This is a genomic window from Lachnoclostridium sp. MSJ-17 (assembly GCF_018918205.1).
GTDB lineage: Bacteria > Bacillota > Clostridia > Oscillospirales > Acutalibacteraceae > Ruminococcoides.
On sequence record NZ_JAHLQB010000017.1, the window covers coordinates 20605 to 44626 of the forward strand.

Here is a 24022-nt window from a genome sequence, read left to right on the forward strand (position 1 = left end):
CACCTCCGCCATTTTAATTGAGTAAAATATATTCATAAAAATGATTTCCCCTTTCACTAAGGGTACGAAATCGGAAAAAATTGCATATTTTTATGCAATTTTTGGGTAGTTGGCAGTTGGTAGTTGGGTAGTTGGTAGTTGATTTTAACGTTCTGATTTACACCGTAGCGACAGCTGTAGCCAGCCGGCAACCCTTTTGTCGCCTGTGGCGACATTTCCCCTTGAAAGGGGAATCACCTTGCGGCTGTCAGGGAACGTGAACCGAACTTTACCTTATATGAATTTAACCGCGATAAACGTGCATTTTCCGAATATAAATCCTGTGCATGAAAAAAGCCTTCCCGCCGTGGGAAGGCTTTGCTTTTATATTATTAAAAAATCACAGATCTCTTATCGCGTCCTTCATGGACTTTACGTATTCGCCGATGTGCTCCGGCGCGTCCTTGCCGTGCTTTTCGAGGAGCCTGACGATCGCCGAGCCGACTATCGCTCCGTCGGACACGGACGCCATAGCCCGCGCCTGTTCGGGAGTCGAAATGCCGAAGCCTACCGCGACGGGCACGCTTGTGTTCTCACGGATAGTCCTGACGATATCGCTGAGGTCGGTGTTTATGCTGCTGCGCTCGCCCGTTACGCCGAGGCTCGACACGAGATAGATGAAGCCCTCGGCTTCCCTCGCGATCATGCCGACGCGGTTTTGTGAGGTCGGAGCGATGAGCGAGATCAGATCAACTCCGTACTGATGACAGAGCGGAAGGAATTCTTCCTTCTCCTCGTAGGGAATGTCCGGCAAAATCAGACCGTCAATGCCGATTTCGGCGCAGGTCGAAATGAATTTTTCCGCGCCGTAGGAGAACACGACGTTCGCGTAGGTCATGAAAACCATCGGAACAGTCACGTCGCTGCGCAGTCCGCGCACGAAGGAGAAGATCATGTCGGTGTTGATTCCGCCGCTCAGCGCGCGCAGGTTCGCGCCCTGAATAACGGGACCCTCTGCTGTCGGGTCGGAGAAGGGTATGCCCAGCTCGATCAGGTCGGCGCCGTTTCTCACGGCTTCTCTCACTGCCGCCGCCGTGGTCACGAGGTCGGGGTCGCCGCAGGTGATGAACGGAATGAACGCCTTGCCGTTTTGGAATGCCTTTGCGATATTACTCATGGATATCCTCCCCTCTGTAGCGCGCGATAGCCGCGCAGTCCTTGTCGCCTCTGCCCGAGACCGTGACGACGATTATCTTGTCCTTATCCATAGTCGGCGCGAGCTTGATCGCGTGAGCAAGCGCGTGTGAGGACTCGATCGCGGGAATGATTCCCTCGGTTCTCGAGAGGTACTCAAAGGCGTTTACCGCCTCGTCGTCGGTGACCGCGACGTACTCAGCCCTGCCGGTGTCGTAGAGGTGAGCGTGCTCGGGTCCTACGCCCGGGTAGTCAAGACCCGCCGAGATCGAGTATACGGGAGCGATCTGACCAAAGGCGTCCTGACAGAAATATGACTTCATGCCGTGGAAAATTCCGAGACTGCCGGTCGAGATCGTCGCGGCGGTCTCGAAGGTGTCGATACCTCTGCCCGCGGCTTCGCAGCCGATCAGCCGCACGTCCTTGTCGTCAATGAAATTATAGAAGCTTCCGATAGCGTTTGAGCCGCCGCCTACGCAGGCGAGAACGGCGTCGGGCAGTCTGCCTTCCTTCTCGAGCATCTGCTCCTTGATCTCCTTTGAGATCACCGCCTGAAAATCGCGGACGATAGTGGGGAAGGGGTGAGGTCCCATGACCGAGCCGAGACAGTAGTGGGTGTCGGAGATCCTCGTCGTCCACTCTCTCATTGCCTCGCTTACCGCGTCCTTGAGGGTGCGCGTGCCTGTCTTGACGGGAATTACCTCAGCTCCGAGCAGGCGCATGCGGTAGACGTTGAGAGCCTGACGGACCGTGTCCTCCTCGCCCATGAAAACCACGCACTCCATGCCCATGAGAGCCGCTGCCGTGGCTGTGGCTACGCCGTGCTGACCCGCGCCGGTCTCGGCGATGAGTCTTGTCTTGCCCATTTTCTTGGCGAGCAGAGCCTGTCCGAGCACGTTGTTTATCTTATGCGCGCCCGTGTGGTTTAAGTCCTCGCGCTTGAGGTATATCTTCGCGCCGCCGAGATCCTTTGTCATCTTCCCGGCGTAGTAGAGCCTTGACGGTCTGCCCGCGTAGTCGTTGAGCAGCTCCGTCAGCTCGCGGTTGAATTCGGGGTCGTTTTTGTAGTGATAATAAGCTTCCTCCAGCTCGTTCACGGCGTTCATCAGCGTTTCGGGAATGTACTGCCCGCCGTGAATGCCGAAGCGTCCCTTTGGATTTGTCATTTTTCTTCTCCCTTTCTTACGGCTTCCACGAATGCCGTCATTTTATTCTTGTCCTTTACTCCGTCTGTCTCGATGCCCGTGCTCACGTCCACCGCGTATGGGTGCAGGTCGGCTACGGCAGCCTCGGCGTTACCGGGGTTCAGTCCTCCCGCGAGGAAGAACGGGCGTTTTATCCTTTCGAGCAGCTCCCAGTTGAAGGCTCTGCCCTCGCCCTTGCCGCCGTCGAGAAGAACGTAGTCCGCAGTGCTTTCCCCGGCGCGCCTGAGGTCGTCGGCGGAGTTGATGATGAATGCCTTGATGATCGGCTTGTCGGTGATCGCGCGGAGCTTTGTGATGTATTCCTCGTCCTCGCTGCCGTGGAGCTGTACCATGTCGACGATGCCGAGGTTCATCAGCGCGCCTACGGTGTCGAGGTCGTCGTCGAGGAACACGCCGACCGCCTTTGTGCCGGGGTTGAGCTTGCTCTTGAGCTCAGCCGCCTTGAGGTGCGAGACCCTGCGTTTGCTCTTCTGAGCGAAAACAAAGCCGATGAAGTCGGGCTTGAGTTGGTTCGCGGCTTCTATATCTTCGATGCGGGAAAGTCCGCACAGCTTTATCTTAGTCATATTATACCCCTCAGTTCGTTAAGTTTTTGCTTTTTGTCCGCGGCTCTCATCAGCGTTTCGCCTACGAGCACCGCGTCGGCGCCGATTTCGCTCAGTGAACGCGCGTCAGCTGCCGTTTTTATTCCGCTCTCCGCGACGAAGATAATATCCCGCGGTATCAGCTTCCTCAGCCGTTTGCTGTTTTCGGTGTCGACCGAGAAGTCCTTGAGGTTGCGGTTGTTGACTCCGATTATTCTCGCTCCGGCTTTTACCGCGCTGTTTACTTCTTCCTCGTTATGCGCTTCAACGAGAGCCGACAAGCCGAGCCTGTCGCAGATATCTATGTATTCTTTCAGCTGACCTTCGCTCAGTATCGCGGCTATCAGCAGCACCGCCGACGCTCCGAGGAGCTTTGCCTCGTAGATCATGTACTCGTCGACCGTGAAGTCCTTGCGCAGACAGGGGATATTCACCTCGGCGGCGATCTCTCTGAGATATTCCTCGCTTCCGAGGAACCACTTCGGCTCGGTCAGGACGGAGATGCAGTCCGCGCCTGCCTGTTCGTACTCCTTGGCTATTTCGAGGTACGGAAAGTCCGGTGCGATCAGCCCCTTTGACGGAGAAGCCTTTTTGCACTCGCAGATGAATGATAATCCGGGCTTTTTCAGCGCCTTCTCAAAGGCGAAATCGCCCTTGGGAGCAGCTTCCGCGAGAGACTTTATTTCTTCAAGAGAAATATTCTTCTTTGCCGCCTCGCAGCGTTCCCTTGCGTGAGCGGCGAGCTTGTCAAGGATATTCATGCGTTATCCTCCGGGCGGTTGCTGACTTCTATGACCTTTTCAAGCGTCTCCAGAGCCTTGCCCGAATCGATGATTTCAGCCGCGAGCTTGATTCCGTCGCTCATTGACTCAGCCTTGCCGCCGATGTACAGAGCCGCGCCCGCGTTGAGAAGCACGGCGTTGCGCTTGTGACCCTGCATTCCAGAGAGAATGTCGCGTGTGATCTGAGCGTTCTCCTCAGGAGTGCCGCCTTTGAGGTCGTCCTTTGTGCAGCGCTCAAAGCCGAAGTCCTCGGGCTTGATGTAGTAGGTCTTGAACCAGCCGTCCTTGATCTCGCAGACCTTTGTCGGCGCGCTGAGGGAGATCTCGTCGAGCTTGTCGGTGCCGTAGACTACCATTCCGCGCTTTACGCCGAGGCTTACAAGAACCTGAGCGAGCGGCTCAACGAGGTAAGCGTCATAAACGCCGAGGAGCTGCATTGAGGGAGAAGCCGGGTTGGTGAGAGGTCCGAGAATGTTGAAAACCGTGCGGAAGCCCAGCTCGCGGCGGATCGCGCCGACGTACTTCATCGAGGTGTGGTACTTCTGCGCGAAGAAGAAGCACATTCCGGCTTCGCTGAGAAGCTCGACGCACCTTTCGGGGCTTTGATTGATATTCACGCCGAGGGCTTCAAGGCAGTCGGCTGTGCCGCTGCTCGACGAAGCGGCGCGGTTTCCGTGCTTTGCGACCTTCATTCCGCCTGCCGCCGCGACGAGTGCCGAGGTGGTGGAGATATTGAAGCTGTGGGCGTTGTCGCCGCCTGTGCCGACGATCTCAAACACGTCCATGTCTGTCTCGACCTTCGTGGCGTGGTCGCGCATTGCAGCCGCGCAGCCCGCGATCTCGTCGGTGGTCTCAGCCTTCGCGCTCTTTGTCGAGAGAGAAGCGAGGAACGCCGCGTTCTGTGTGGGCGTGGTCTCGCCGTTCATTATCTCGTTCATGACAGCGTATGCCTCCGAGTATGTCAGATCTTCCTTGTTGACGATTTTGACGATTGCTTCCTTGATCATAATTATTACTCACTTTCTATAACCTTGTTATCCGTATATAAAATCCCTGAGCATCTGCTTACCGTCGGGAGTCATTATCGATTCGGGGTGGAACTGCACTCCGTACACCGCAAAATCCCTGTGCTGCACCGCCATTATCTCGCCGTCGGAAGTCCTCGCTGTGATTTTTAGGCAGTCGGGCATGGTGTCAGCGTCTGCCGCGAGGGAGTGATACCTCGCTACGGGCGCGGTCTCGGGGCAGTTCTTAAAGAGAATGCAGGTCTTGTCGAACTTAACGCCGCTCTGCTTGCCGTGCATGAGCTGCTTTGCGTAGGTGATCGCGGCTCCGTATGCCGCGCAGATTGCCTGATGACCGAGACAAACGCCGAGTATCGGTATCTCGCCGCCGAGCTGCTTTACAACGTCGATGATGACTCCGGCGTCCTCGGGACGTCCCGGACCCGGCGAGAGGATTATTCTGTCGGGTTTCAGGGCGCGTATTTCGTCAACTGAAAGCTCGTCGTTGCGGATAACCTTTATTTCCGGCTCGAGCTCGCCGACGTACTGGTAGAGATTGTATGAAAAGCTGTCGTAGTTGTCGATAAGCAGTACCATTATTCCACCTCCTGCGCAAGCTCAAGCGCGCGTAAGGACGATTTCGCCTTGTTGAGGCACTCCTCAAATTCCTTTTCGGGGTTCGAGTCGGCGACGATTCCCGCGCCGCTTCTGACGAATACCCTGCCGTTTTTCTTGTAGGCGATGCGTATCGCGATGCAGGTGTCCATGTTGCCCGTGAAGTCGATGTATCCGATAGCGCCGCCGTAGATGCCGCGCTTGTTGTTCTCGAGGTCGCCGATAAGCTGACAGGCGCGTATCTTGGGCGCGCCCGAGAGCGTTCCCGCCGGAAGCACCGCTTCTATCGCGTCGAGAGCGTCCTTGCCGGGGCGTATCTCACCTCTGACGGTCGAGCCGATGTGCATTACGTGGGAGTAACGCTCGATAGAATGAAGCTTTTCGACAGAGACGGTGCCGAAGCTGCTGATTTTGCCGAGGTCATTCCTGCCCAGATCGACGAGCATGTTGTGCTCGGCAAGCTCCTTCTCGTCCGCGAGCAGCTCGCGCTCGAGCTGTAAATCCTCCTTCTCGGTCTTTCCGCGGGGTCTTGTTCCGGCTAAGGGGAAGGTGTGGAGAACTCCGTCCTCGAGCTTTACGAGGGTCTCGGGCGAGGCTCCCGCAACCTCGACGTCCGTTCCCGAGAAGTAGAACATGTAAGGCGAGGGATTTATCGTGCGCAGAACCCGGTAGGTGTTGAGCAGGCTTCCCTCAAACGGCGCGCTCAGGCGGTTTGAGAGCACTATCTGGAAGATGTCGCCCTCGCGGATATGCTTTTTCGCACGCTCTACCATGCCGCAGTATTCGTCCTTATTGAACAGCGGAGTGACCCCGCCTGTGAGCTTACCGCTCTTTTCCTGGGATTTTTTGCCGCTTTTGAGCAGTCCGGCGAGGTTATTGAGGTCTGAAACGGCTCTGTTGTAGCCGTCCTCGCCGTCGTCGAGCCGCATATTTACAATGAGAATTATCTTCTGTCTGACGTTGTCGAAGGCGATGACCTTGTCGAACAGCATGAGGTCGACGTCCTTGAAGGCTTCGCTGTCCTCGACGTTCCGCTTTACGCTCGGCTCGCTGTAGCCGAGGTAGTCGTAGGAGAAGTAGCCCACCAAGCCGCCCGTGAACGGCGGAAGATAATCAAAGCGCGGGCTTTTGTAACGCGACAGAAGCGTGCGCAGGTAGTCAGACGGATTGTCGGTATGCATCACGGTATCGCCTGCCTTCATCTCGCCGTCGATGCAGGTTATCTCCATTTTCGGGTCAAAGCCGAGGAAGGTGTAGCGTCCCCAGCGGTCGTTTGCCTGGGCGGATTCGAGCATGTAGCAGTGTGTGGAAACCGATTTGAGTACCCTCATCGTCTCGATAGGCGTGGTGAAGTCCGAGAGCAGCTCAAAGCTCAGCGGCAATACGTCGTATTTGCCCGTCGCCGCGATTTCGAGCGCTTCGGAAAGCGTTGGCAAAACCTTCATAATAATGACCTCCAAAAAATAAAAAATCCTTAACAGAATACAAGCTCTGTTAAGGACGAATAAACGAAATTATCCGCGGTGCCACCTTAAATTCACGGCGTGACCCGTGCGCTTAGCGGGATACCTGCATATCCCCGGCAAATGACGTCTGCCTTCAACGTCGCAGAATACTCCGCGCGTAAACGCGTTTGACTGCGCCCTCAGCGGTCCATTTGACAACTTGTTTCTCACCCGGCTCTCAGCGCCGCGGGCTCTCTGTAAAGGCATGATTGCCGTTATCTCCGCTTCAACGGTTTAATTTATGAAATTGATAGAATTATAGCACGGCGAAGGTAAAAAGTCAATAGGTTTTTGACATCTTTTGTAGACAAGACCGACAGGGTTTGATATAATAACTTAATAGAAAAGGGGGCTTTCTCATGCGTTTTATGTCAATATCCGCGCGGCTTTTTCTCGCCTGCGCCATGTCCGCCGCTGTTCTTGCGGGCTGCGTGACAAATGCGGAAACCTCCGTTCCCCAAACGACCACAGCTGCAGCCGTTGCCGCAACCGCTGATACCGCGACCATAGACACCGCGACCGCCGACACTGCGGCTGACGGCACCGCTCCCGCTGCTGACGAGTCCGCGCCCGATGTTCATCAGATAAAAATCGAGCCTATGCTTCAGGACGAGCTTGAGTCGGGCTGCGAGATTTACGCGGCGGTGACTTTGCTCGGCTTTTACGGCTATGAAGCCGACGCTCAGGATTTTTCGCAGAATTACATACCCGTCCGCGAAAATTATTCGGACGGCTGCGGCTACTACGGCCCCGATTTGTACAGCGCGTTCGCCGGAGAGCCGGAGTTCGGCTACGGCGCGTACGCTCCCGTGCTCACGAACGCGATAAATGATTATCTCGGCGACAACGACTCTGACGACAGGGCTGAAACCGTGTACGGCCTCACGCTCGGCGGGCTGTGTGAAAAATATATTTCCCGCGGCATGCCCGTCATGGTCTGGATAACCACCGACATGGAGCTGCCCGAGGAATTCATCAGTTGGACTGTGGACTATGCCGACGAGAACGCCAAAACCGAGGTCGGCGGCGAGTTTTCGTGGCCTGTTAACGAGCACTGCATGCTCCTGACCGGTTACGACGACGAAAACTTCTGCTTCGCGGATTCGCTCGACGCGGCAACGGTATGGTATGAAAGGGAACAGTGCGAGAGCGTTTTTGCAGAGATGGGCTCGCAGGCGGTTGTCCTGTTACACCCGACGGAGGACTGAGTATGGCGTATTTCGGAAAATTTTATCTTGACAAGGAAAAGGATATCATCGTTGAGCTTGACCTGACCGACGGCGTTATGAGCTATCTGCTGCGCACTCCGTACCACGCGAAGGGCAATCTCATCACAAACCTCGCCAACCTCTGTTCGCTTCCTCTGAGTAAGGGCGAGGACGGCTTGAAGGTCATAAAGGGCGAGGTTCCCTGTTATGTCGACGAGCGCAACCGCGAGGTCTATGTGCTCAGGCTTGCGGACACGAAGGTCGCGAATATCTATCCCGGCGGCGAAATAGAGCGCAAGGCGTACATTCCAGCCATTTCAAAGACCCTGATGAGCCAGACCAAGGACTACCGCCTCGACGTCAGGAAAACTCTCGTCAAGACCTATATCCGCCGCGAGTACAAGTTCCGCACCGACCTGCACACCCACATGAGCGCGAACCTCGACGCGGATTTGCTGATAGCCCTCGGAATTTACCACCGGATCAGATATCCGTTATACTATATAAAAAAGCTTAACCTGCGCTGCACTCAGGAACAGCGCGAACAGCTCGCTCAGCGCAGAAAGGAAGCCGCCAAGCAGTTTGAGGACAGCCCGCTCAGCGGCAAGTACCTCACGCGCAAAATCGACGACAACACCTTCATCAATTTCGCGGACTTTATTTTGAACAACCTTGAAAACGCGGAGTACAACATACCCAAGATTCGCGCGTCGCTGACGATACTCAAGGACGGTCAGGCGGTGTTCACGAACCTCGAGAAGGTCTATCTCTACCGCTACGTCTTTACAAAGGGCGTTCCTTACGGCGAAAATATTTCTATCGATAATTACCGCGATATCCCCGACGCGGACGTCGCTGACGCGGTCGGAAAGATGATCTCCGACGGCAAGAGCGAGGATTACCGCAATCTGACTCTGTTTCAGAACAAGCTGCTCTGGATCGCGCGCGGAGCTAAAAAGCGCGGAGTCAGCTATCTCGAGATATCCGACACGAGCCTTGCAAAGCCCGAAGCGGCGGCTCACACCCTCGCTCAGGCTCACGATATCCTGCCCAAGGTCGAGCGTGAAACAGGGGTTACCCTGCGATTTCTGGCGGCTCTGCGCAGGATTCCGCTGACTATCGTGCGCGACAGAGCAGGCGCGTTTGAGGATACTCAGCGGCAGCTGAGCACTATCAGCGCCATAGCCGACGACCCTTATGTCGCGGGAAGCGACATCGTCGGCGAGGAGATAAACGATATCCGCGAGCTGCGCGCCGTGATAAATGAGCTTGTAAAGATCGCGGCGGAGCACAGCGGGTTTGTGATACGCATTCACGCGGGCGAAAACGACGGACTCCGCGACAACGTGGCGAATTCCCTCGCCTGCGTGCGCGAGGCTCTCGCCGAGGGTCAGCCCATGCCGCGCCTGAGGATAGGCCACGGTCTGTACACCGCGAATCTCCGTTCTCAAAAGGGAAAGCAGCTGATCAACGACCTGCGCGAAAACAAGGTCGTGCTGGAGTTCCAGCTGACCTCAAACGTCCGGCTCAACAACCTCAGCTCGCTTGATAACCACCCGATACGCCGCTATCTGCGCGGCGGAGTGTTCTGCGTTCAGGGCACCGACGGAGGAGCGCTCTACGGCACCGATTCGATCGACGAACAGCTCGCGCTCGAGCGTTTGCTTGACCTCTCGTATGAGGACATGCTCGCGATGAAGCATGCCGAGGAGGTGGTGCGGAAGTCGAGCATGCGCGATTTTGAGGAGAAAAAGAGGACGTTTGAAAAGCTCCTCACCTCAGGAGTTGAGGAGTATCTGAGCGAAAAAATCGCGCAAGCCGTACCCGAGGAGCCGGATATAGTTATCGCGCCGCAAAAGCTCGACAGCGCGGTCTGTCTGAGCGGACAGATACGGGAGATACCCGCCGGAAAGGTGCCTGTAGTCGTGCTCGGCGGAAGCTTCAACAGCAGCCGTCACTCAACGCGCGTAAAGGAGCCGATGCTCGGACTGCTCAGGGAGCTTACCGGGCGGCTCGACCCTGAGCGGTTCTGCTTTGTGATAGGCAGCCGTCTGACGGGCTACGAGCGCGAGCTGCTAAGACTCTCGGACGGAAGGTTCGAGGTTTTCGCGATCGTCCCGACAAGGATAACCGCCGCCGAAGCCCGCCGCCTCCAAAAGAGCGGGGTAGGAGTGCGGGTGTCGATAGAGCCGACGAGAATGGGACTCTACAAGAGCTTTGCCTACGAGATATTCAAGCGCAGACCGTCCGTGGTCATTGCTCTCGACGGCAATTCCGCCGGCGCGAACACTATTCAGGAGGCGAAGAACGGCAAAAGAGAAGCGCGGATATTCGTCAACCGGCACGCGCGGATTCTCTGCGAAAAGGCGAGAGCCATTCAGGGCTATGTGAGCTTCATCGAGGACGAGAGCTCCGCTCAGGCGATTCTCCGCGACGCGCAGAGGGTCTGGGAGAGAAACAGCGAATAGAGAAATTATTTTTTAGGGGTCAGTTTTGTCTGTCCCCTAAAATTTTTCTTGACATTGTCGTGCAATACTAATAATATTATATTATACAAGCAGTTTATTTTGTCCGAATCGGGGAGGGTTGTTTATGCTTGAGTCAAATCAGGCGCGCATCGGCAAAAAGAAAAGCTTATTGATGTTCGCGGGGCTGACTGCCTGCGGCATACTTATCAATATTCTCGGCGCGAGGCTAAACGTATGGTTCAAACTGCCGTTTTACCTCGACAATATCGGCACGATACTGACCGCTCTTGTCGGCGGATATCTGCCGTGCATCGCGGTCGGCTTCTTGTACAACATTATCGCCGGCATCGGCGACAACATGACGACCTACTACTGCTTTGTCAGCGTGCTCATCGCGTGGGCTGCGGCGTTTTTCGCGAGGACGGGGTGGCTGACGAAGTTCCCGAAGGTTCTCGCCGCAGTGCTGACCTTCGCCGTGTTCGGAGGAATAGGCGGAGGAATATTGACGTGGTTTTTGTACGGACTCAGCTCCGGCGAGGGAGCTGCCGGTATGCTTGCGCAGAATATCGTAAGCATTACGGGAATGAGCCGCTTCACCGCCGACCTGACGGCGAACTTCCTGATCGATATCGCGGACAAGGCGATCTCAACCGCCGCCGCTCTCCTGCTGTGGAAGCTCCTGCCAAAGAGATTCATCGCCTACTGCGGGGTTTTCAAGGAGCAGATAGCGTTTTTCAGCGGCAGCAGCTCAAACGTCAAGCGCAAAAAGCTCTCGCTGCGCGCCAAGGTGCTGCTTCTCGTGGGCGTCTCGTCGACGCTCGTCGCGGTATCTGCCGTGACGGTCTGCATTTTGCAGTACCACCACGCGACAATTGACAAGTATATCGACGAGGGCAGGCGCGTGACCGCGATGATGGCGCGGAACATCGACCCCGACAGGCTCGATATTTACATTGAAAAGGGCAGGGACGACGAGGAGTACGCCGACATCGAGGATATGCTCTACAGCGTCAACGACAGCGTTCCCGACGTCACCTATATCTACGTTTACAAGATCACCGAGGACGGCACCACGGTCGTCTTTGACCTCGACACGCCCCAGCTCAAGGCTGACAAGCACGGCGACAGGCTCGAGCACAACATCACAATGCGGCAGCAGCTCGATGACTTCCTCGCGGGAAAGGAGATCGAGCCGGTCATCACAAACGACGAGTACGGCTGGATGCTGACGGTCTATCAGCCGCTCGGCGAGGGCGATAATCTCTGTTACGCGGCGGCTGACATGTCAATGGAACGCATGCGCGGCAACGAGGTATCCTTCCTGACGCGGCTTATCTCGCTGTTCATCGGCTTCCTCTCGCTGATAATGATATTCGCGATGTGGATATCCGACCGTTTCATCACCGAACCCATAAACCGCATAACCGAGGCGACCAACGACTTTGCCTACGACACCGCCGAGGCCCGCGAGGAGAGCGTTGAGCGGCTGAGAGATCTGAATATCCACACCGGCGACGAGATCGAGAACCTCTACACCGCTATCCTGAAAACTACCTCCGATACCATGGGCTATATCGGCGAGGTTCAGGAAAAGGGCGAGCAGATATCGAAGCTCCAGAACGGTCTTATCATGGTTCTCGCTGACATGGTCGAGAGCCGCGATCAGTGCACCGGCGACCACATCAAAAAGACCGCCGCCTACACCAAGATCATCATGGAACAGATGAAGCGCGAGGGCATTTACGCCGAGCAGATGAACGACGGATTCATCGACGACGTTGTTCATTCCGCGCCGCTTCACGATATAGGCAAGATACACGTTCCCGACGCGGTGCTCAACAAGCCCGGCAGACTGACCGAAGAAGAATACAAGCAGATTCAGGAGCACACCACCGCCGGAGGAGAGATCATCGACAGGGCAATCGCCTCTATCTCGGGCGATTCGGGATATCTGCGCGAGGCAAGGAACCTCGCCGCCGCGCACCACGAAAAATGGAACGGCAAGGGCTATCCGCTCGGTCTAAAGGGCGAGGAGATACCTCTGTCAGCGAGAATAATGGCGGTCGCCGACGTGTTTGACGCGCTGGTTTCGCGCCGCAGCTACAAGACGCCGTTCTCGGTCGACAAGGCGATCGAGATCATAGTCAAGGACGCAGGCACGCATTTTGACGAGAAGGTAGTAAAGGCGTTCATCGACGCCGAGGACGAGATCCGCAGAGTCGCGGAGGAGAATAGCGAGGAATAGGGGATAGTAGGTAGTTAGTAGTAGAAAGAGTGTACTACCAACTAAAAAAACAGAGGCAGCAAGCCTCTGTTTTTTTTCACCCTGCCTCGCTCTCGAGGAGGGATATCAGGTTTTCTGCCTTGAACCTCTCGTCCGAGTCGAAGGCTGAGTTGAGCGCTTCGGTGTTGTCGTAGGAGTGCTCGACTTCCTTTGAGTACCGCTGCAGTATCCTCATGCGCGGATACGGGTAATTTCTTTCGCAAAACAGCGCGTCGAGCTTTCCGGTGACAAGATACGCGCAGACGATTCGCTTTATCGAGTAGAGCACGTCGCCGGAGTTCACCGCCTCAAGGTAGTAGCGGTAGACATAATACAGCGCGAATTTCTCAAAGTCACCTGCAAAGCTCTCGCTGATTCTCAGCTCCTGAGCGATCGCGGCGGTTTCATCGAGAGCGTCCTTCCACTCTCCGCTCATTATTTCAAATTCCCTGTGCATATCAAAGATAAAGCCGCAGCCGTCGCTTTCGGCGCTGCCGAGGTCGAGCGGCTCGGGTTCCTCACCGTCGAGCACAGCCTGAACCTGAGCGTTGAACTCAAGGCAGTCGGCAAGGCGGTAGGCGAATGGCTCGCCGCTGTTCAGAAGATAATCAAGGGTTTTCCCGCGCGCCTTGAGCAGGAAGCTCATCACCTCGTCGTCTGAGCTGATGCTGAGCTCTGTGGAGCTTCCGAAATCGGAGTAGGCTTCCCTTGAGTTTTTAAGCATGAACCTCGCCGCCTCGGGGCAGGCGAAGGAGAGAAGGTGCTCGCGGAAATTGCCGTAATCAACGGCGACCCTCGGGAAATTCGCGCAGGTCCGGCTGAGGTGTTCCTCGCCGATACCGATATATATGTCGCAGAGCATGTCCTTGTTCCAGAACGGACACCTGCCGTCGGTGCAGGGAAATATCCGCTCGCCGTATTCGTCGGTAACGAGGAGCCTGCGCATTTTGTCGCCGAGAGAGCCCTCTACGGTCTTGTAAAACTCCTCGGTGGCGCTGTCGATGTCGATATCCCAGTCCTTGCAGCAGCTGTCCTCGCAAAGATTCGCGATACACTTGAATTCGCGGTAGAATGAGGGGTAGATTTCATGCATTTTATGTCACTTCCTTACGGCAATCATACCATAGTTTCCGGGGTTTGGCAAGGGATAGGACAATGGACAATGGACAATTGACAATTGACAATGGACAATTGTAGTCAGCAGTAACGGCAGATGTTTACCGGAATATGATACACCGGAAAATGCACGTTTATCGCGGTTAGTATCATATTACAATAACGTTCTGTTCACGTTCCCTGACAGCCGCAAGGTGATTCCCCTTTCAAGGGGAAATGTCGCCACAGGCGACAAAAGGGTTGCCGGCTGGCTACAGCTGTCGCTACGGTGTAAATCAAAACGTCGGATTTAATTTCTACCAACTACCAACTACGAATAATGCCCCCTAAACCCTTGACATCCTCAGAACTTTATATTATGATAAACATGTATTAAATTTACTAATACAAGACTTTCGATTGGTGACATTTTTGAGGGGGAGAGAGAATGTTTCAAATTGATTTTGCGGCTAGAGAACCTATTTACGAGCAGCTGTACAACAGCGTGATAAGGCTTGCGGCTGCGGGCGTCATTCAGCCGGGCGACAAGCTTCCGCCCGTGCGAAGTATCGCGTCTGATCTGGGCATCAACCCGAACACCGCGGCTAAGGCTTACCGTGAGCTTGAAAACGAGGGATATATCTATTCCTCGGTAGGCAGGGGCAGCTTTCTCACCGACAAGCTGACCGCTGATTCGGCTCAGAAGCTGATGACGCTCGACGAGTTCAGAAGGGCGGCAAAGAACGCCTTCGCTCTCGGAGCGCAAAAGGAAGAGCTGCTCGGCATCATCGAGGAATTGTACAGAGGGAGGTATTGTTTTGATTGAAATCAGAGGGCTGACCAAACGGTTCGAGAAGGTCGTCGCGGTAAACCGCCTTGATCTCACCGTCCGCGAGGGAACCGTTACCGGCTTGGTCGGCAGCAACGGCAGCGGTAAATCTACCCTGCTGCGAATGCTCGCCGGGGTTTTCAGAGGGGAAGAAGGCACGATTCTGCTCGACGGCAGGGAGCTTTTCGACAATCCCGCCGCGAAGGGCGAGTGCTTTTTCATTCCCGACTTTCCGTTCTTCTACAACAACAGCACTATCGAGAACACCGCTGTGCTCTACCGCGAGCTTTATCCGCACTGGAGCGACGAAGCGTACATGCGCTACTGCTCGGTTTTCCCGATTAACACGAAGGACAGGATAATCAACATGTCAAAGGGCATGCAGCGTCAGGCGGCGCTTATCCTCGCGCTTTCGACCTGCCCGAGGTATCTGTTTCTCGACGAGATATTTGACGGCCTTGACCCCGTTGTACGGCACCTGCTCAAGCGCATTCTTATCGAGCACGTCGCCGAGCATCAGATGACGGTCATCATCGCCTCGCACAATCTGCGCGAGCTTGAGGACTTGTGCGACCGCATCTGCCTTATGCACCGCGGTTCGGTGCTCATGGAGAGGGATATCGATTCTCTGCGCCACGAGTTCAGAAAGGTTCAGATAGCCTTCAAACAGGTGCCAAACGTGCCGAACCTCTTTGAGGGCATCAACGCCATAAGCGTCTGGCGCAACGGAAATGTATTCAACGTTACCATCAGGGGAACGGAGGAGGAGTTTATGCCGAGGCTCAACGCCCTGCAGCCCGCATATATCTCAGCCATGCCGCTGACCCTTGAGGAGATTTTTATCAGTGAAATGGGGGCTGCGGGTTATGACACAAACAGTATCCTCTAAGGGCAGATTCAGGCAGTGCCTGACGACCTTCAAGTGGGAGCTTTACAACTGCTCGGGCGCGCTGCTGATATTCGCGATATTGGCGGCAGTGTTCACCACGGTCATTCTGACTATCTGCCTTGTCGCGGGCTTTACCGAGGCGACGGATTCTTGGAGTACGGCGAATCCCTCGTCTATCGATTTCGACGCGATAAAGGGAGCGGTAAAGATTTTTCAGATCGTCGCGTCCTACGCGGTTTTCGCTCTCAACGCGGTGTTCACTATCATCTACACCATACGCATCTATTCATATCTGCACAACAAGCGCAAGGCTGACATGTACGGCGCGCTTCCGATAAGCCGCCGCACCTTCTACGCCGCCAAGACCGTCTCGGCTTACATATTCTCGATAATTCCGACGATGTTCTTTCTCTCGCTTATCGCGCTGATATCGATATGCTTCGGTCAGCCGCTCGTCAACGAGGTCACGGGAATTTACCTCAATCTTCTGCTCGGCTCGATAGCCTGCATCTCGTTCTACGGACTGCTCGCGGTCTGCTGCGGCACCACCGTAAACAGCGTTATCTCGTTCATCGCGATAAACTTCGCCTACGTCGTGGCGGCTCTGTTCATCAAGGGCACGGCTACGTCATTCCTGCGCGGACTTCCGCTGATAATTTACGAGAACAGCTTCATCATGAAGGCTCTCAATCCGCTCTCGGCATACGGCGGCGGAAATATCATTTACTGGATTATCTTCACCGCAGCCTGTCTTGCGCTCGGCATATATCTTGTCAAAAAAAGACGCGCCGAATGCGCCCAGACCTCCTTTGCCTATTGGCTGCCCGCCTACATGGTCAAGGTGCTCGTCGCCTTTGACTTCGGAATGTTCCTCGGCAGCATCTTCGGCGCCCTCGGAGTGCTCTTCATTCCGTTCGCGGGATTTATGTTCGGCTTTGTGCTCGGCAGCGTTCCCGCCTACGTCATCACCCACATGATACTCTACCGCGGAGTTAACAAGCTCGTCAAAACCGCTATCCCTCTCGGAGGTCTTGTTGTCGTCGTCGCGGGCGTGATGTTTGTGCTCAGCTTCGACCTGTTCGGCTACAACCGCTTTGTACCCGACGCTGAAAGCGTAAAAAGCGCGGGCGTTATCGACCTCGAGGACTGCTATTTCAAGGGCAAGCTCAACGCGGTCGAGCTTGGCAATCTCGCCGCCGACGACTGCACCGACGCGAAGAATATCGGCAATATCACTGACTTTCACCGCAGTATCATCAATAACTTCGAGACCGCGGATTACAACCCTTACGCGGATATCTGGTACAACATGATAATGAGCGGCGTCGGCTCGACGTTCTACGACAGCGGCTACATCGTGTCCTACAAGCTCAGCAGCGGCTTTGTCTCGACGCGCTGCTACTACGAGACCGGCGTGAATTATTACGACATCAACACGGTAGCCGTCGACGGTATCCTCGGCAGCACGGAGTATTATCTCCGCTACAGCAGCATTATGAACGCGAGGTATGACGAGATAATTTCGCTGGGCGTGTCGGTTCCCAAGGACGACGGCGACAGGTACGATTACCTTATCAATTCGCCGATTTATATTGAGGAGGACAACAACAATCCCACAGCTAAGGCGGATATCGAGAAGGTCATGACGGCTTTCCGCAAGGACTTTGCCGAGCACGGCGAGGTCAAGCCGAATGACGCCGTGGTGCGGATAGATATCAGGTACGTCAAAAAGGACAATGCCGGCGGAAATTCCTTCCTCGGCGCGATGATCGCCGCTATGTCGTACTCTGCAAGCTCGAGCGGCGACAGGGGATATATCAGCGAGGACTACACCCGGACTCTGAAAGCGATGCGCGAGATCGGCGCGCTCGACGATGACAACAATCTGGAAATACAGAGCTGGTATTATCAGAATCCATACAGATAAGCGAAAGGCGCGGCTCAGGCTGCGCCTTTTTCAGAGTGGAGAGTTAAGAGTGGAGTTTTGAGTGATGCCGCCCAAATCAAACTTGACAAAACCGCCGTAAAGTGAGATAATATAACGGTATTTAAAAAACATTTTCAAGGAGCGATTTTATGGCTAAGGAGATGGCAAAATCCTATAAGCCCTCTGAATTTGAGGACAAAATTTATGATTTCTGGCTCAAGGGGAATTATTTCCACACAAAAGCCGATCCCGATAAAAAACCCTACACTATCGTTATGCCGCCGCCCAACATCACGGGTCAGCTGCACATCGGTCACGCGCTCGACGAGACCTTGCAGGATATCCTTATCCGCTACAAGCGCATGTCCGGCTACGCGGCTCTCTGGGTGCCCGGCACCGACCACGCCTCTATCGCCACCGAGGCGAAGATCGTTGAGGCTATGCGCAAGGAAGGAATCTCAAAGGACGACCTCGGACGCGGGAAGTTCCTTGAGCGCGCGTGGGAGTGGAAGCGCGAGTACGGCGGCAGGATCACAAAGCAGCTGCGCAAGCTGGGCGTAAGCTGCGACTGGGAGCGCGAGCGCTTCACCATGGACGAGGGCTGCTCCGAGGCTGTACGCGAGGTCTTTGTCAAGCTCTATGAGGACGGCAAGATCTACCGCGGCAACCGCATGGTAAACTGGTGCCCGCACTGCAACACCTCTATCTCCGACGCTGAGGTAGAGTACGAGGAGCAGCAGGGTCATTTCTGGCACATTCTCTATCCCGTAAAGGAAACCGGCGAGATGCTCGAGATCGCCACGACCCGTCCCGAGACGATGCTCGGCGATACCGCCGTCGCTATCAACAAGGACGACGAGCGTTACAAGCACCTGCACGGCTGCCACGTTATCCTTCCTCTGCTCGACAAGGAGATTCCGATCGTCTGCGACGAGCATGCCGACATGGAAAAGGGTACCGGCGTTGTAAAGATCACACCTGCCCACGACCCCAACGACTACGAGGTAGGTCAGCGCTGCAAGCTGCCTATCGTAAGGGTATTCACCTACGACGGCCACATGACCGGCAGGGCTGACGTTGAGGCTTACGAGGAGCTCAAGGCTAAGGGCAGACTCGCCGAGAACGAGCCTGAGGTCATCGACTGCGGCAAGTACGCCGGCATGACCACCGCCGAGGCGAGAGAAGCGGTTCTCGCCGACCTTAAAGACCTCGGTCTGCTCAGGCAGGTAAAGCCCCACACCCACGACGTAGGCACCTGCTACCGCTGCCACACCACTATCGAGCCTATGGTTTCAAAGCAGTGGTTCGTCCGCATGGAACCGCTTGCGAAGCCCGCGATCAAGGCTGTACGCGAGGGAGAGACAAAGTTCATTCCCGAGCGCTTTGAGAAGGTCTACTTCCACTGGATGGAGAACATCAAGGACTGGTGCATTTCACGTCAGCTCTGGTGGGGTCACAGGATCCCTGCCTACTACTGCGAGGACTGCGGCGACGTCACAGTCGCTAAGGACGCTCCGGAGTGCTGCTGTCACTGCGGCGGCACAAAGCTCACTCAGGACGAGGACACTCTCGACACCTGGTTCAGCTCCGCTCTCTGGCCGTTCTCGACCCTCGGCTGGCCTGAGAACACCGACGATCTCAAATATTTCTACCCGACCAGCACTCTGGTTACGGGCTACGATATCATCTTCTTCTGGGTCGCGAGAATGATCTTCTCCGCGATCGAGCAGACAGGCAAGGCTCCGTTCGACACCGTATTCATTCACGGCATCGTCCGCGACGAGCAGGGCAGAAAGATGAGCAAATCCCTCGGAAACGGCGTTGACCCGCTCGAGGTCATAGAGAAGTACGGCGCCGACGCGCTGCGCTTCCTCCTCGTTACCGGCAACTCGCCCGGAAACGATATCCGCTACTCCGAGAAGCGCATCGAGGCTTGCTCGGGCTTTGCGAACAAGCTCTGGAACGCATCGCGCTACGTTCACATGAATATCGACGACTACGACGTAAAGAACGAACTGCCCACGACCCTCACCACCGAGGACAAGTGGATTCTCTCAACCCTCAACTCCGTAGCTAAGGAGGTCAACGAGAATCTCGGCAAGTTCGAGCTGGGTATCGCGGTTCAGAAGGTCTATGAGTTCATCTGGGACTGCTACTGCGACTGGTACATCGAGCTTACAAAGGCTCGTTTGCAGAGCGACGGCGAGGACGCTCAGAACGCGCGTCAGGTTCTGCTCTACGTTCTCGATCAGATACTCAGGCTCCTGCACCCCTTCATGCCCTACATCACCGAGGAGATATGGCAGACGATTCCCCACGAGGGCGAGACCGTCATGCTCTGCGCTTATCCGACCTACAAGCCGGAGCTTGACTTCCCCGAGGCGGCTCAGGAAATGCAGCGCATTATGAACGCTATCCGCGCAATCCGCAACCGCCGCAACGAGATGAACGTTCCGCCCTCACGCAAGGCGAAAATCTACGTCGCCACAAGGTTCCCCAAGACCTTTGAGGACGGTCAGGCGTTCTTCATCAAGCTCGCGTCAGCAAGCGGCGTCGAGGTAGGCGAGAGCTTTGACATCGACGGAGCGGTGACTATCGTCACTCCCGACGCGAAGGTCTACATTCCGATGGACGAGCTTGTTGACAAACAAGCCGAGCTCAAGCGCCTCAACAAGGAGCTCGAGCAGGTCAAGAAGCGCCTTAGTCAGTCCGAGGGCAAGCTCAATAATCAGGGCTTCGTCTCAAAGGCTCCCGCGGCGGTAGTCGAGAACGTCAGGAAGCAGGCTGAAAAGGAAAGAGAGCAGATCGCGCTGATCGAAGCCGCGATCGAAGCACTGTAATAAATATCAAAGGGACAGAGCGATTCTGTCCCTTAATTATTTTTAAAAACCGATTGACAAACCCTTTTTCTTGTGATATACTCAAATTAATAAATGAACATATATTCATATGTACAAACATTGAGGTGATAATATGGACAACCGTGAAATACCAGATCTGGATATGCTCTTTGAGCTTGCGGACTTGTTCAAGGTGTTCGGCGACTCGACCCGTCTGCGCATTATGTACGCGATTTCCGACGGGGAGCTGAGCGTTCTGAGCATCGCGGAAACCCTCGGAATGGAGCAGAGCACTATCTCGCATCAGCTCCGCGTTCTCCGCAACAACAAGCTCGTCCGCGCGCGCCGCGAGGGTAAGCAGATATACTACTCCCTCGACGACGACCACGTCAAGAAAATAATTGAAATGGGTATCGACCACCTTATGGAGTAGCGCCATGAAACATACATTGATATTGGAAAACCTCAACTGCGCCCACTGCGCCGGGAAAATCGAGCAGGCGATAGCCGGTACTGACGGCTTCGAAAACGTCAGCTTCAACTTCGCGACAAAGGCGCTGAGGTTCGACAGCGAAAAAAAGAACCCCGTTTCAGAGGTTCAGCAAATCTGCGACAGCATCGAGGACGGTGTGACCGTAAAGCAGACCGCCGTAAAGGAGAAAAAACGCGTTGATATCGAGCATGCTCTGCTTATCATCGCTCTCGTGTTCGGCGCGGCGGCTCTTGTTTTTCACCTCGCCGTGCATAATGAAGCCGCCGACATAGCTGTGCTGGCGCTCAGCCTTTCCGCGACCGTTCTCGCGGGCTGGAAGGTCTTTGTAAAAGGCTTCAAAAATCTCATAAAATTCCGCATAGAGGAAACCGTGCTGATGAGCGTGGCGGTTATCGCGGCGTTTATCCTCGGCGAGTACGTCGAGGGCGCGATGGTGACTCTGCTGTTCACAGTCGGCGAGCTGATCGAGGACTTCGCCGTCGACGCGTCGCGCCGCGATATCGAGAAGCTAAGTCAGATCCGCCCGGACACCGCGATCATTCTTCACCACGGTCACGAGGAGGAAGTAGCCGCCGAGAGCGTTAATGTCGGCGACGTCATCGTTATCAAGCCGCACGCGAGGATTCCGATCGACGGAGTCGTCGTTGAAGGCAGCTCAAGCGTTGATAACGCCGCTCTGACCGGCGAGAGCATTCCCGTTGCCGTCGGTATGAACGACGAGGTGCTCAGCGGCGGCATGAACGGCGACGGTCTGCTGAAAATCCGCACGACAAAGGCGTTCGGCGACAGCACCGCCGCGAGGATTTTGCAGATGGTCGAGGACGCGGCGGCTCAGAAGGGCAGAAGCGAAAAGCTGATCTCGCGTTTTGCCGCCGTATACACCCCGATAATGGTCGGACTTGCCGTGCTTATCGCGGTCGTGCCGCCGATTATCGGCTTCGGCACCTTCGGTCAGTGGGTCTACAACGCGCTTGTCGTACTCGTCGCTTCCTGTCCGTGCGCGATCGTTATCTCGGTTCCGCTCGCGTACTTCTCGGGCATAGGCGCGGCTTCAAGGCAGGGCGTGCTTATCAAGGGCGGCAAGTACCTTGAGGCTCTCGCGGCGGCAAAGAACTTCGTTTTTGACAAGACAGGCACCCTCACCACCGGCAAGCTCAGGGTCGCGAAAACCGTCACGCTTTCTGATTATTCCGAGAGCGAGATACTCAGCCTTGCGGCGGCTGTGGAGGAGTATTCCTCGCACCCGGTAGCGCACGCGATTTGCAGTGAAGCGAATGCCGCGGATATTACTCTGAGCAATTTCACCGAGACCGCCGGCAAGGGCACCTCGGCTCTTTACGAGGGAAAAATCCTGTGCTGCGGCAGCTTTGGCGGCGATATTCCCGGGAGCGCGGCTGACTGCAACGTCTTTCTCACCCTCGGCGGCGAGCTGATAGGCGCGATAAAGGTCGCCGACACCGTCCGTGACGAAAGCGCGGAGGTAGTATCTCAATTAAAAGAACTCGGCGTGAAAAACACGATGATGCTGACCGGCGACAGAGATAATGCGGCTCGGTCAGCGGCGGCAGAGACAGGAGTCGATTCATACAAAGCTCAGCTTCTGCCCGCCGATAAGCTAAGCGCCGTGAAGTCGCTCGACGGCGGCGTGTGCTTTGTCGGCGACGGAATCAACGACGCGCCCGTACTCACGGCGAGCGACTGCGGTATCGCGATGGGTCTGGGCAGCGAGGCGGCGATAGAGGCTGCTGACGCTGTGCTCTCGTCGGGAACCTTACACGCGCTTCCAAAGGCGGTCAAGACCGCGCGGAGAACCATGCGCACTATCCGCACAAATATTATCTTTGCCCTCGCGGTAAAGGCGGCGGTCATTGTTCTCGCCTGTCTGGGACTAGCGGCGATATGGATGTCAGTCGTCGCGGACACGGGAGTCTGCGTTATCTGTGTGCTCTACACGGCGCGGCTTCTGAAAATAAGGAAATAAAATAACGGGCGTGTTTGCTGCACGTCCGCTATTTTGTCTGAAGGTGATCATTTCATTCGTTCGAGCCGGGGAAACGTGTTTGTCTGCTGCGTTCCGTCCAAACAAGAATTGCAAGATCGATGTATTCATTAACTCTATCTATTTCTAAGATTGGCTTCTTGCCCGATTGTATTAATTTATTTACCAAATATTTGTTTTGAATAAAGCATAGCTTTTCGCAGAAGTCATAAACGTCGTCAAAGCTGTTAAGGGTATCACGGAGAATACGACGGTTTTCAACAGCCATATTACCGCCCTGACAAAGCGGCAGCTCTCCGCCGTTATAGAATAAATCCAGAGTATAAATAAATGTATCAAACCGATCGTTTCCGAATTTTTGCTTGGCTGCTTGCAGGTTGCCCGTTACCGGCATAAGTGAAAAGTTTATCGGTTCATAGTTGTGTAACGCGCAACAGTTCAGGAGATCATATGTGTTTTGTTTTTCGTTGTCCGACAAATTGCTGTTCCGGACAATACTGCGAAAGTATTTGTGGCTATCGTAGCCGAAATTAAAACTTACGTCGCCGTTTACCTCAATCGTTTCGTTGTAATAATATGCGGAATTTTCGCTTGTCAAGGAAGTGCCGCACATATTTTGATAATATCTCCAGGCTTTAACGGAACGGTCGTGATCACAAGCAAAGTCAAACTCCTCTGATTCCGGCAAACTCAGGCAAATCAGGGTCGTTTCTTTGGATTCCGTGGATAATATCTGATAATACTCCGTGTAAATATACTTTATAATCTTTTTTACTTTATTTGACTGATTGTTGATTTCAATGTAGTATTTACCGGATTCTTTATCACAAGAAGTATATTCTATCGGAGTTGTTTTTCCGTAAATGGCTGCTGCCGACAGAAATTTGTCGAGACGTTTTTTGTCTTCTTTCGTAAGCTCCACCTTGCTCACCCTTTCTTCTTGTACGCTTCCTTAAAGGGTACGACGGTGCCGTCCTTTTCCTCGACGGACACATTGTCGAGGGTCGCGCTGAACTGCTGTCGGATCTCGCCGAGATAGATTTTGTAGAGCTTTTTCTGCTCAGCCTGCTCCTCAGCCGTCAGACCGACGGTCTTTTTCTTTTTGGCAAGCTCGTTTATGCGCTGCAATAAATTCTGTTCCAT

At 54.9% G+C, this 24022-nt stretch carries 20 protein-coding genes; 9 read left to right on the plus strand and 11 right to left on the minus strand.

The genetic code is table 11. From position 1 onward, the window contains the following. Window positions 1-379 precede the first annotated feature (379 nt). The 8 genes from trpA to KQI64_RS01130 all read right to left on the minus strand — a co-directional run bounded on the left by trpA (window position 380) and on the right by KQI64_RS01130 (window position 7075). Window positions 380-1156 (minus strand): tryptophan synthase subunit alpha, encoded by a 777-nt coding sequence (trpA, locus tag KQI64_RS01095; RefSeq protein WP_216522933.1) that lies wholly within the window; start codon window positions 1154-1156, stop codon window positions 380-382. After that, a complete protein-coding gene (trpB, locus tag KQI64_RS01100; RefSeq protein ID WP_216522934.1) occupies window positions 1149-2339 on the minus strand; it encodes a tryptophan synthase subunit beta in 1191 nt (396 codons plus the stop codon). Before trpB ends, trpA begins: the two co-directional genes overlap by 8 nt. Then, a complete protein-coding gene (locus tag KQI64_RS01105) occupies window positions 2336-2944 on the minus strand; it encodes a phosphoribosylanthranilate isomerase (protein ID WP_216522935.1) in 609 nt (202 codons plus the stop codon). Before KQI64_RS01105 ends, trpB begins: the two co-directional genes overlap by 4 nt. Further along, on the minus strand, window positions 2941-3723 hold the full coding sequence (gene trpC, locus KQI64_RS01110; RefSeq protein WP_216522936.1) for an indole-3-glycerol phosphate synthase TrpC: 783 nt from the start codon (window positions 3721-3723) through the stop codon (window positions 2941-2943). Before trpC ends, KQI64_RS01105 begins: the two co-directional genes overlap by 4 nt. Further along, window positions 3720-4751, minus strand: coding sequence for an anthranilate phosphoribosyltransferase (gene trpD, locus KQI64_RS01115; protein WP_216522937.1), 1032 nt, complete (start codon window positions 4749-4751; stop codon window positions 3720-3722). Before trpD ends, trpC begins: the two co-directional genes overlap by 4 nt. Before the next feature lie 27 nt (window positions 4752-4778). Further along, window positions 4779-5345, minus strand: a complete 567-nt coding sequence (locus KQI64_RS01120) for an anthranilate synthase component II (RefSeq protein ID WP_216522938.1) — start codon at window positions 5343-5345, stop codon at window positions 4779-4781. Continuing rightward, complete coding sequence (trpE, locus tag KQI64_RS01125) at window positions 5345-6808, minus strand: anthranilate synthase component I (protein WP_216522939.1); 1464 nt, start codon at window positions 6806-6808, stop codon at window positions 5345-5347. Before trpE ends, KQI64_RS01120 begins: the two co-directional genes overlap by 1 nt. Window positions 6809-6877: 69 nt before the next feature. Continuing rightward, on the minus strand, window positions 6878-7075 hold the full coding sequence (locus KQI64_RS01130) for a hypothetical protein (RefSeq protein WP_216522940.1): 198 nt from the start codon (window positions 7073-7075) through the stop codon (window positions 6878-6880). 152 nt (window positions 7076-7227) lie between these two features. Here KQI64_RS01130 and KQI64_RS01135 point away from each other — a divergent pair, with 152 nt between their 5' ends. The 3 genes from KQI64_RS01135 (at window position 7228) to KQI64_RS01145 (ending at window position 12789) form a co-directional block, all read left to right on the plus strand. Next, complete coding sequence (locus KQI64_RS01135) at window positions 7228-8076, plus strand: C39 family peptidase (RefSeq protein ID WP_216522941.1); 849 nt, start codon at window positions 7228-7230, stop codon at window positions 8074-8076. A gap of 2 nt (window positions 8077-8078) precedes the next feature. Further along, a complete protein-coding gene (locus tag KQI64_RS01140) occupies window positions 8079-10544 on the plus strand; it encodes an adenosine deaminase (RefSeq protein ID WP_216522942.1) in 2466 nt (821 codons plus the stop codon). 124 nt (window positions 10545-10668) lie between these two features. Continuing rightward, window positions 10669-12789 carry an HD-GYP domain-containing protein gene (locus KQI64_RS01145; protein ID WP_216522943.1) on the plus strand — a complete coding sequence of 707 codons (2121 nt, stop codon included), beginning with the start codon at window positions 10669-10671 and terminating at the stop codon, window positions 12787-12789. Window positions 12790-12865: 76 nt separating this feature from the next. Here the strand turns inward: KQI64_RS01145 and fliB are convergent, their stop codons facing one another. Continuing rightward, on the minus strand, window positions 12866-13900 hold the full coding sequence (fliB, locus tag KQI64_RS01150; protein WP_216522944.1) for a flagellin lysine-N-methylase: 1035 nt from the start codon (window positions 13898-13900) through the stop codon (window positions 12866-12868). 450 nt (window positions 13901-14350) lie between these two features. On the opposite strand from fliB, the gene KQI64_RS01155 reads away from it, so the two are divergent. The 6 genes from KQI64_RS01155 to KQI64_RS01180 all read left to right on the plus strand — a co-directional run bounded on the left by KQI64_RS01155 (window position 14351) and on the right by KQI64_RS01180 (window position 22861). Further along, window positions 14351-14728: a GntR family transcriptional regulator gene (locus tag KQI64_RS01155; RefSeq protein ID WP_216522945.1), complete on the plus strand. Its 378-nt coding sequence runs from the start codon at window positions 14351-14353 to the stop codon at window positions 14726-14728. Then, the gene (locus KQI64_RS01160) at window positions 14721-15620 is read left to right on the plus strand and encodes an ABC transporter ATP-binding protein (RefSeq protein ID WP_216522946.1); all 900 of its coding nucleotides are present in this window, start codon (window positions 14721-14723) and stop codon (window positions 15618-15620) included. The genes KQI64_RS01155 and KQI64_RS01160 overlap by 8 nt, the downstream gene beginning before the upstream one ends. Further along, a complete protein-coding gene (locus KQI64_RS01165) occupies window positions 15598-17547 on the plus strand; it encodes a hypothetical protein (protein WP_216522947.1) in 1950 nt (649 codons plus the stop codon). Before KQI64_RS01160 ends, KQI64_RS01165 begins: the two co-directional genes overlap by 23 nt. 149 nt (window positions 17548-17696) lie before the next feature. Continuing rightward, window positions 17697-20387, plus strand: a complete 2691-nt coding sequence (locus KQI64_RS01170) for a valine--tRNA ligase (protein ID WP_216522948.1) — start codon at window positions 17697-17699, stop codon at window positions 20385-20387. A 133-nt stretch (window positions 20388-20520) separates the two neighbouring features. Continuing rightward, window positions 20521-20820 carry an ArsR/SmtB family transcription factor gene (locus KQI64_RS01175; protein WP_216522949.1) on the plus strand — a complete coding sequence of 100 codons (300 nt, stop codon included), beginning with the start codon at window positions 20521-20523 and terminating at the stop codon, window positions 20818-20820. 4 nt (window positions 20821-20824) lie between these two features. After that, entirely contained in the window at window positions 20825-22861 is a 2037-nt protein-coding gene (locus KQI64_RS01180) for a heavy metal translocating P-type ATPase (protein ID WP_216522950.1), read from the plus strand. A gap of 52 nt (window positions 22862-22913) precedes the next feature. On the opposite strand, the gene KQI64_RS01185 is transcribed toward KQI64_RS01180, so the two are convergent. Together KQI64_RS01185 and KQI64_RS01190 are read right to left on the minus strand one after the other, a co-directional pair. Beyond that, window positions 22914-23357 (minus strand): hypothetical protein, encoded by a 444-nt coding sequence (locus KQI64_RS01185; RefSeq protein ID WP_216522951.1) that lies wholly within the window; start codon window positions 23355-23357, stop codon window positions 22914-22916. Between the two features lie 449 nt (window positions 23358-23806). Further along, on the minus strand, window positions 23807-24022 hold a 216-nt coding region (locus KQI64_RS01190), incomplete at its 5' end, for a DUF896 domain-containing protein (protein ID WP_216522952.1).

Coding starts and splice junctions, on each gene's coding strand:
- trpA (WP_216522933.1), bottom strand. CDS start 1,156: ATGAGTAATATCGCAAAGGCATTCCAAAACGGCAAGGCGTTCATTCCG.
- trpB (WP_216522934.1), bottom strand. CDS start 2,339: ATGACAAATCCAAAGGGACGCTTCGGCATTCACGGCGGGCAGTACATT.
- KQI64_RS01105 (WP_216522935.1), bottom strand. CDS start 2,944: ATGACTAAGATAAAGCTGTGCGGACTTTCCCGCATCGAAGATATAGAA.
- trpC (WP_216522936.1), bottom strand. CDS start 3,723: ATGAATATCCTTGACAAGCTCGCCGCTCACGCAAGGGAACGCTGCGAG.
- trpD (WP_216522937.1), bottom strand. CDS start 4,751: ATGATCAAGGAAGCAATCGTCAAAATCGTCAACAAGGAAGATCTGACA.
- KQI64_RS01120 (WP_216522938.1), bottom strand. CDS start 5,345: ATGGTACTGCTTATCGACAACTACGACAGCTTTTCATACAATCTCTAC.
- trpE (WP_216522939.1), bottom strand. CDS start 6,808: ATGAAGGTTTTGCCAACGCTTTCCGAAGCGCTCGAAATCGCGGCGACG.
- KQI64_RS01130 (WP_216522940.1), bottom strand. CDS start 7,075: ATGCCTTTACAGAGAGCCCGCGGCGCTGAGAGCCGGGTGAGAAACAAG.
- KQI64_RS01135 (WP_216522941.1), top strand. CDS start 7,228: ATGCGTTTTATGTCAATATCCGCGCGGCTTTTTCTCGCCTGCGCCATG.
- KQI64_RS01140 (WP_216522942.1), top strand. CDS start 8,079: ATGGCGTATTTCGGAAAATTTTATCTTGACAAGGAAAAGGATATCATC.
- KQI64_RS01145 (WP_216522943.1), top strand. CDS start 10,669: ATGCTTGAGTCAAATCAGGCGCGCATCGGCAAAAAGAAAAGCTTATTG.
- fliB (WP_216522944.1), bottom strand. CDS start 13,900: ATGCATGAAATCTACCCCTCATTCTACCGCGAATTCAAGTGTATCGCG.
- KQI64_RS01155 (WP_216522945.1), top strand. CDS start 14,351: ATGTTTCAAATTGATTTTGCGGCTAGAGAACCTATTTACGAGCAGCTG.
- KQI64_RS01165 (WP_216522947.1), top strand. CDS start 15,598: ATGACACAAACAGTATCCTCTAAGGGCAGATTCAGGCAGTGCCTGACG.
- KQI64_RS01170 (WP_216522948.1), top strand. CDS start 17,697: ATGGCTAAGGAGATGGCAAAATCCTATAAGCCCTCTGAATTTGAGGAC.
- KQI64_RS01175 (WP_216522949.1), top strand. CDS start 20,521: ATGGACAACCGTGAAATACCAGATCTGGATATGCTCTTTGAGCTTGCG.
- KQI64_RS01180 (WP_216522950.1), top strand. CDS start 20,825: ATGAAACATACATTGATATTGGAAAACCTCAACTGCGCCCACTGCGCC.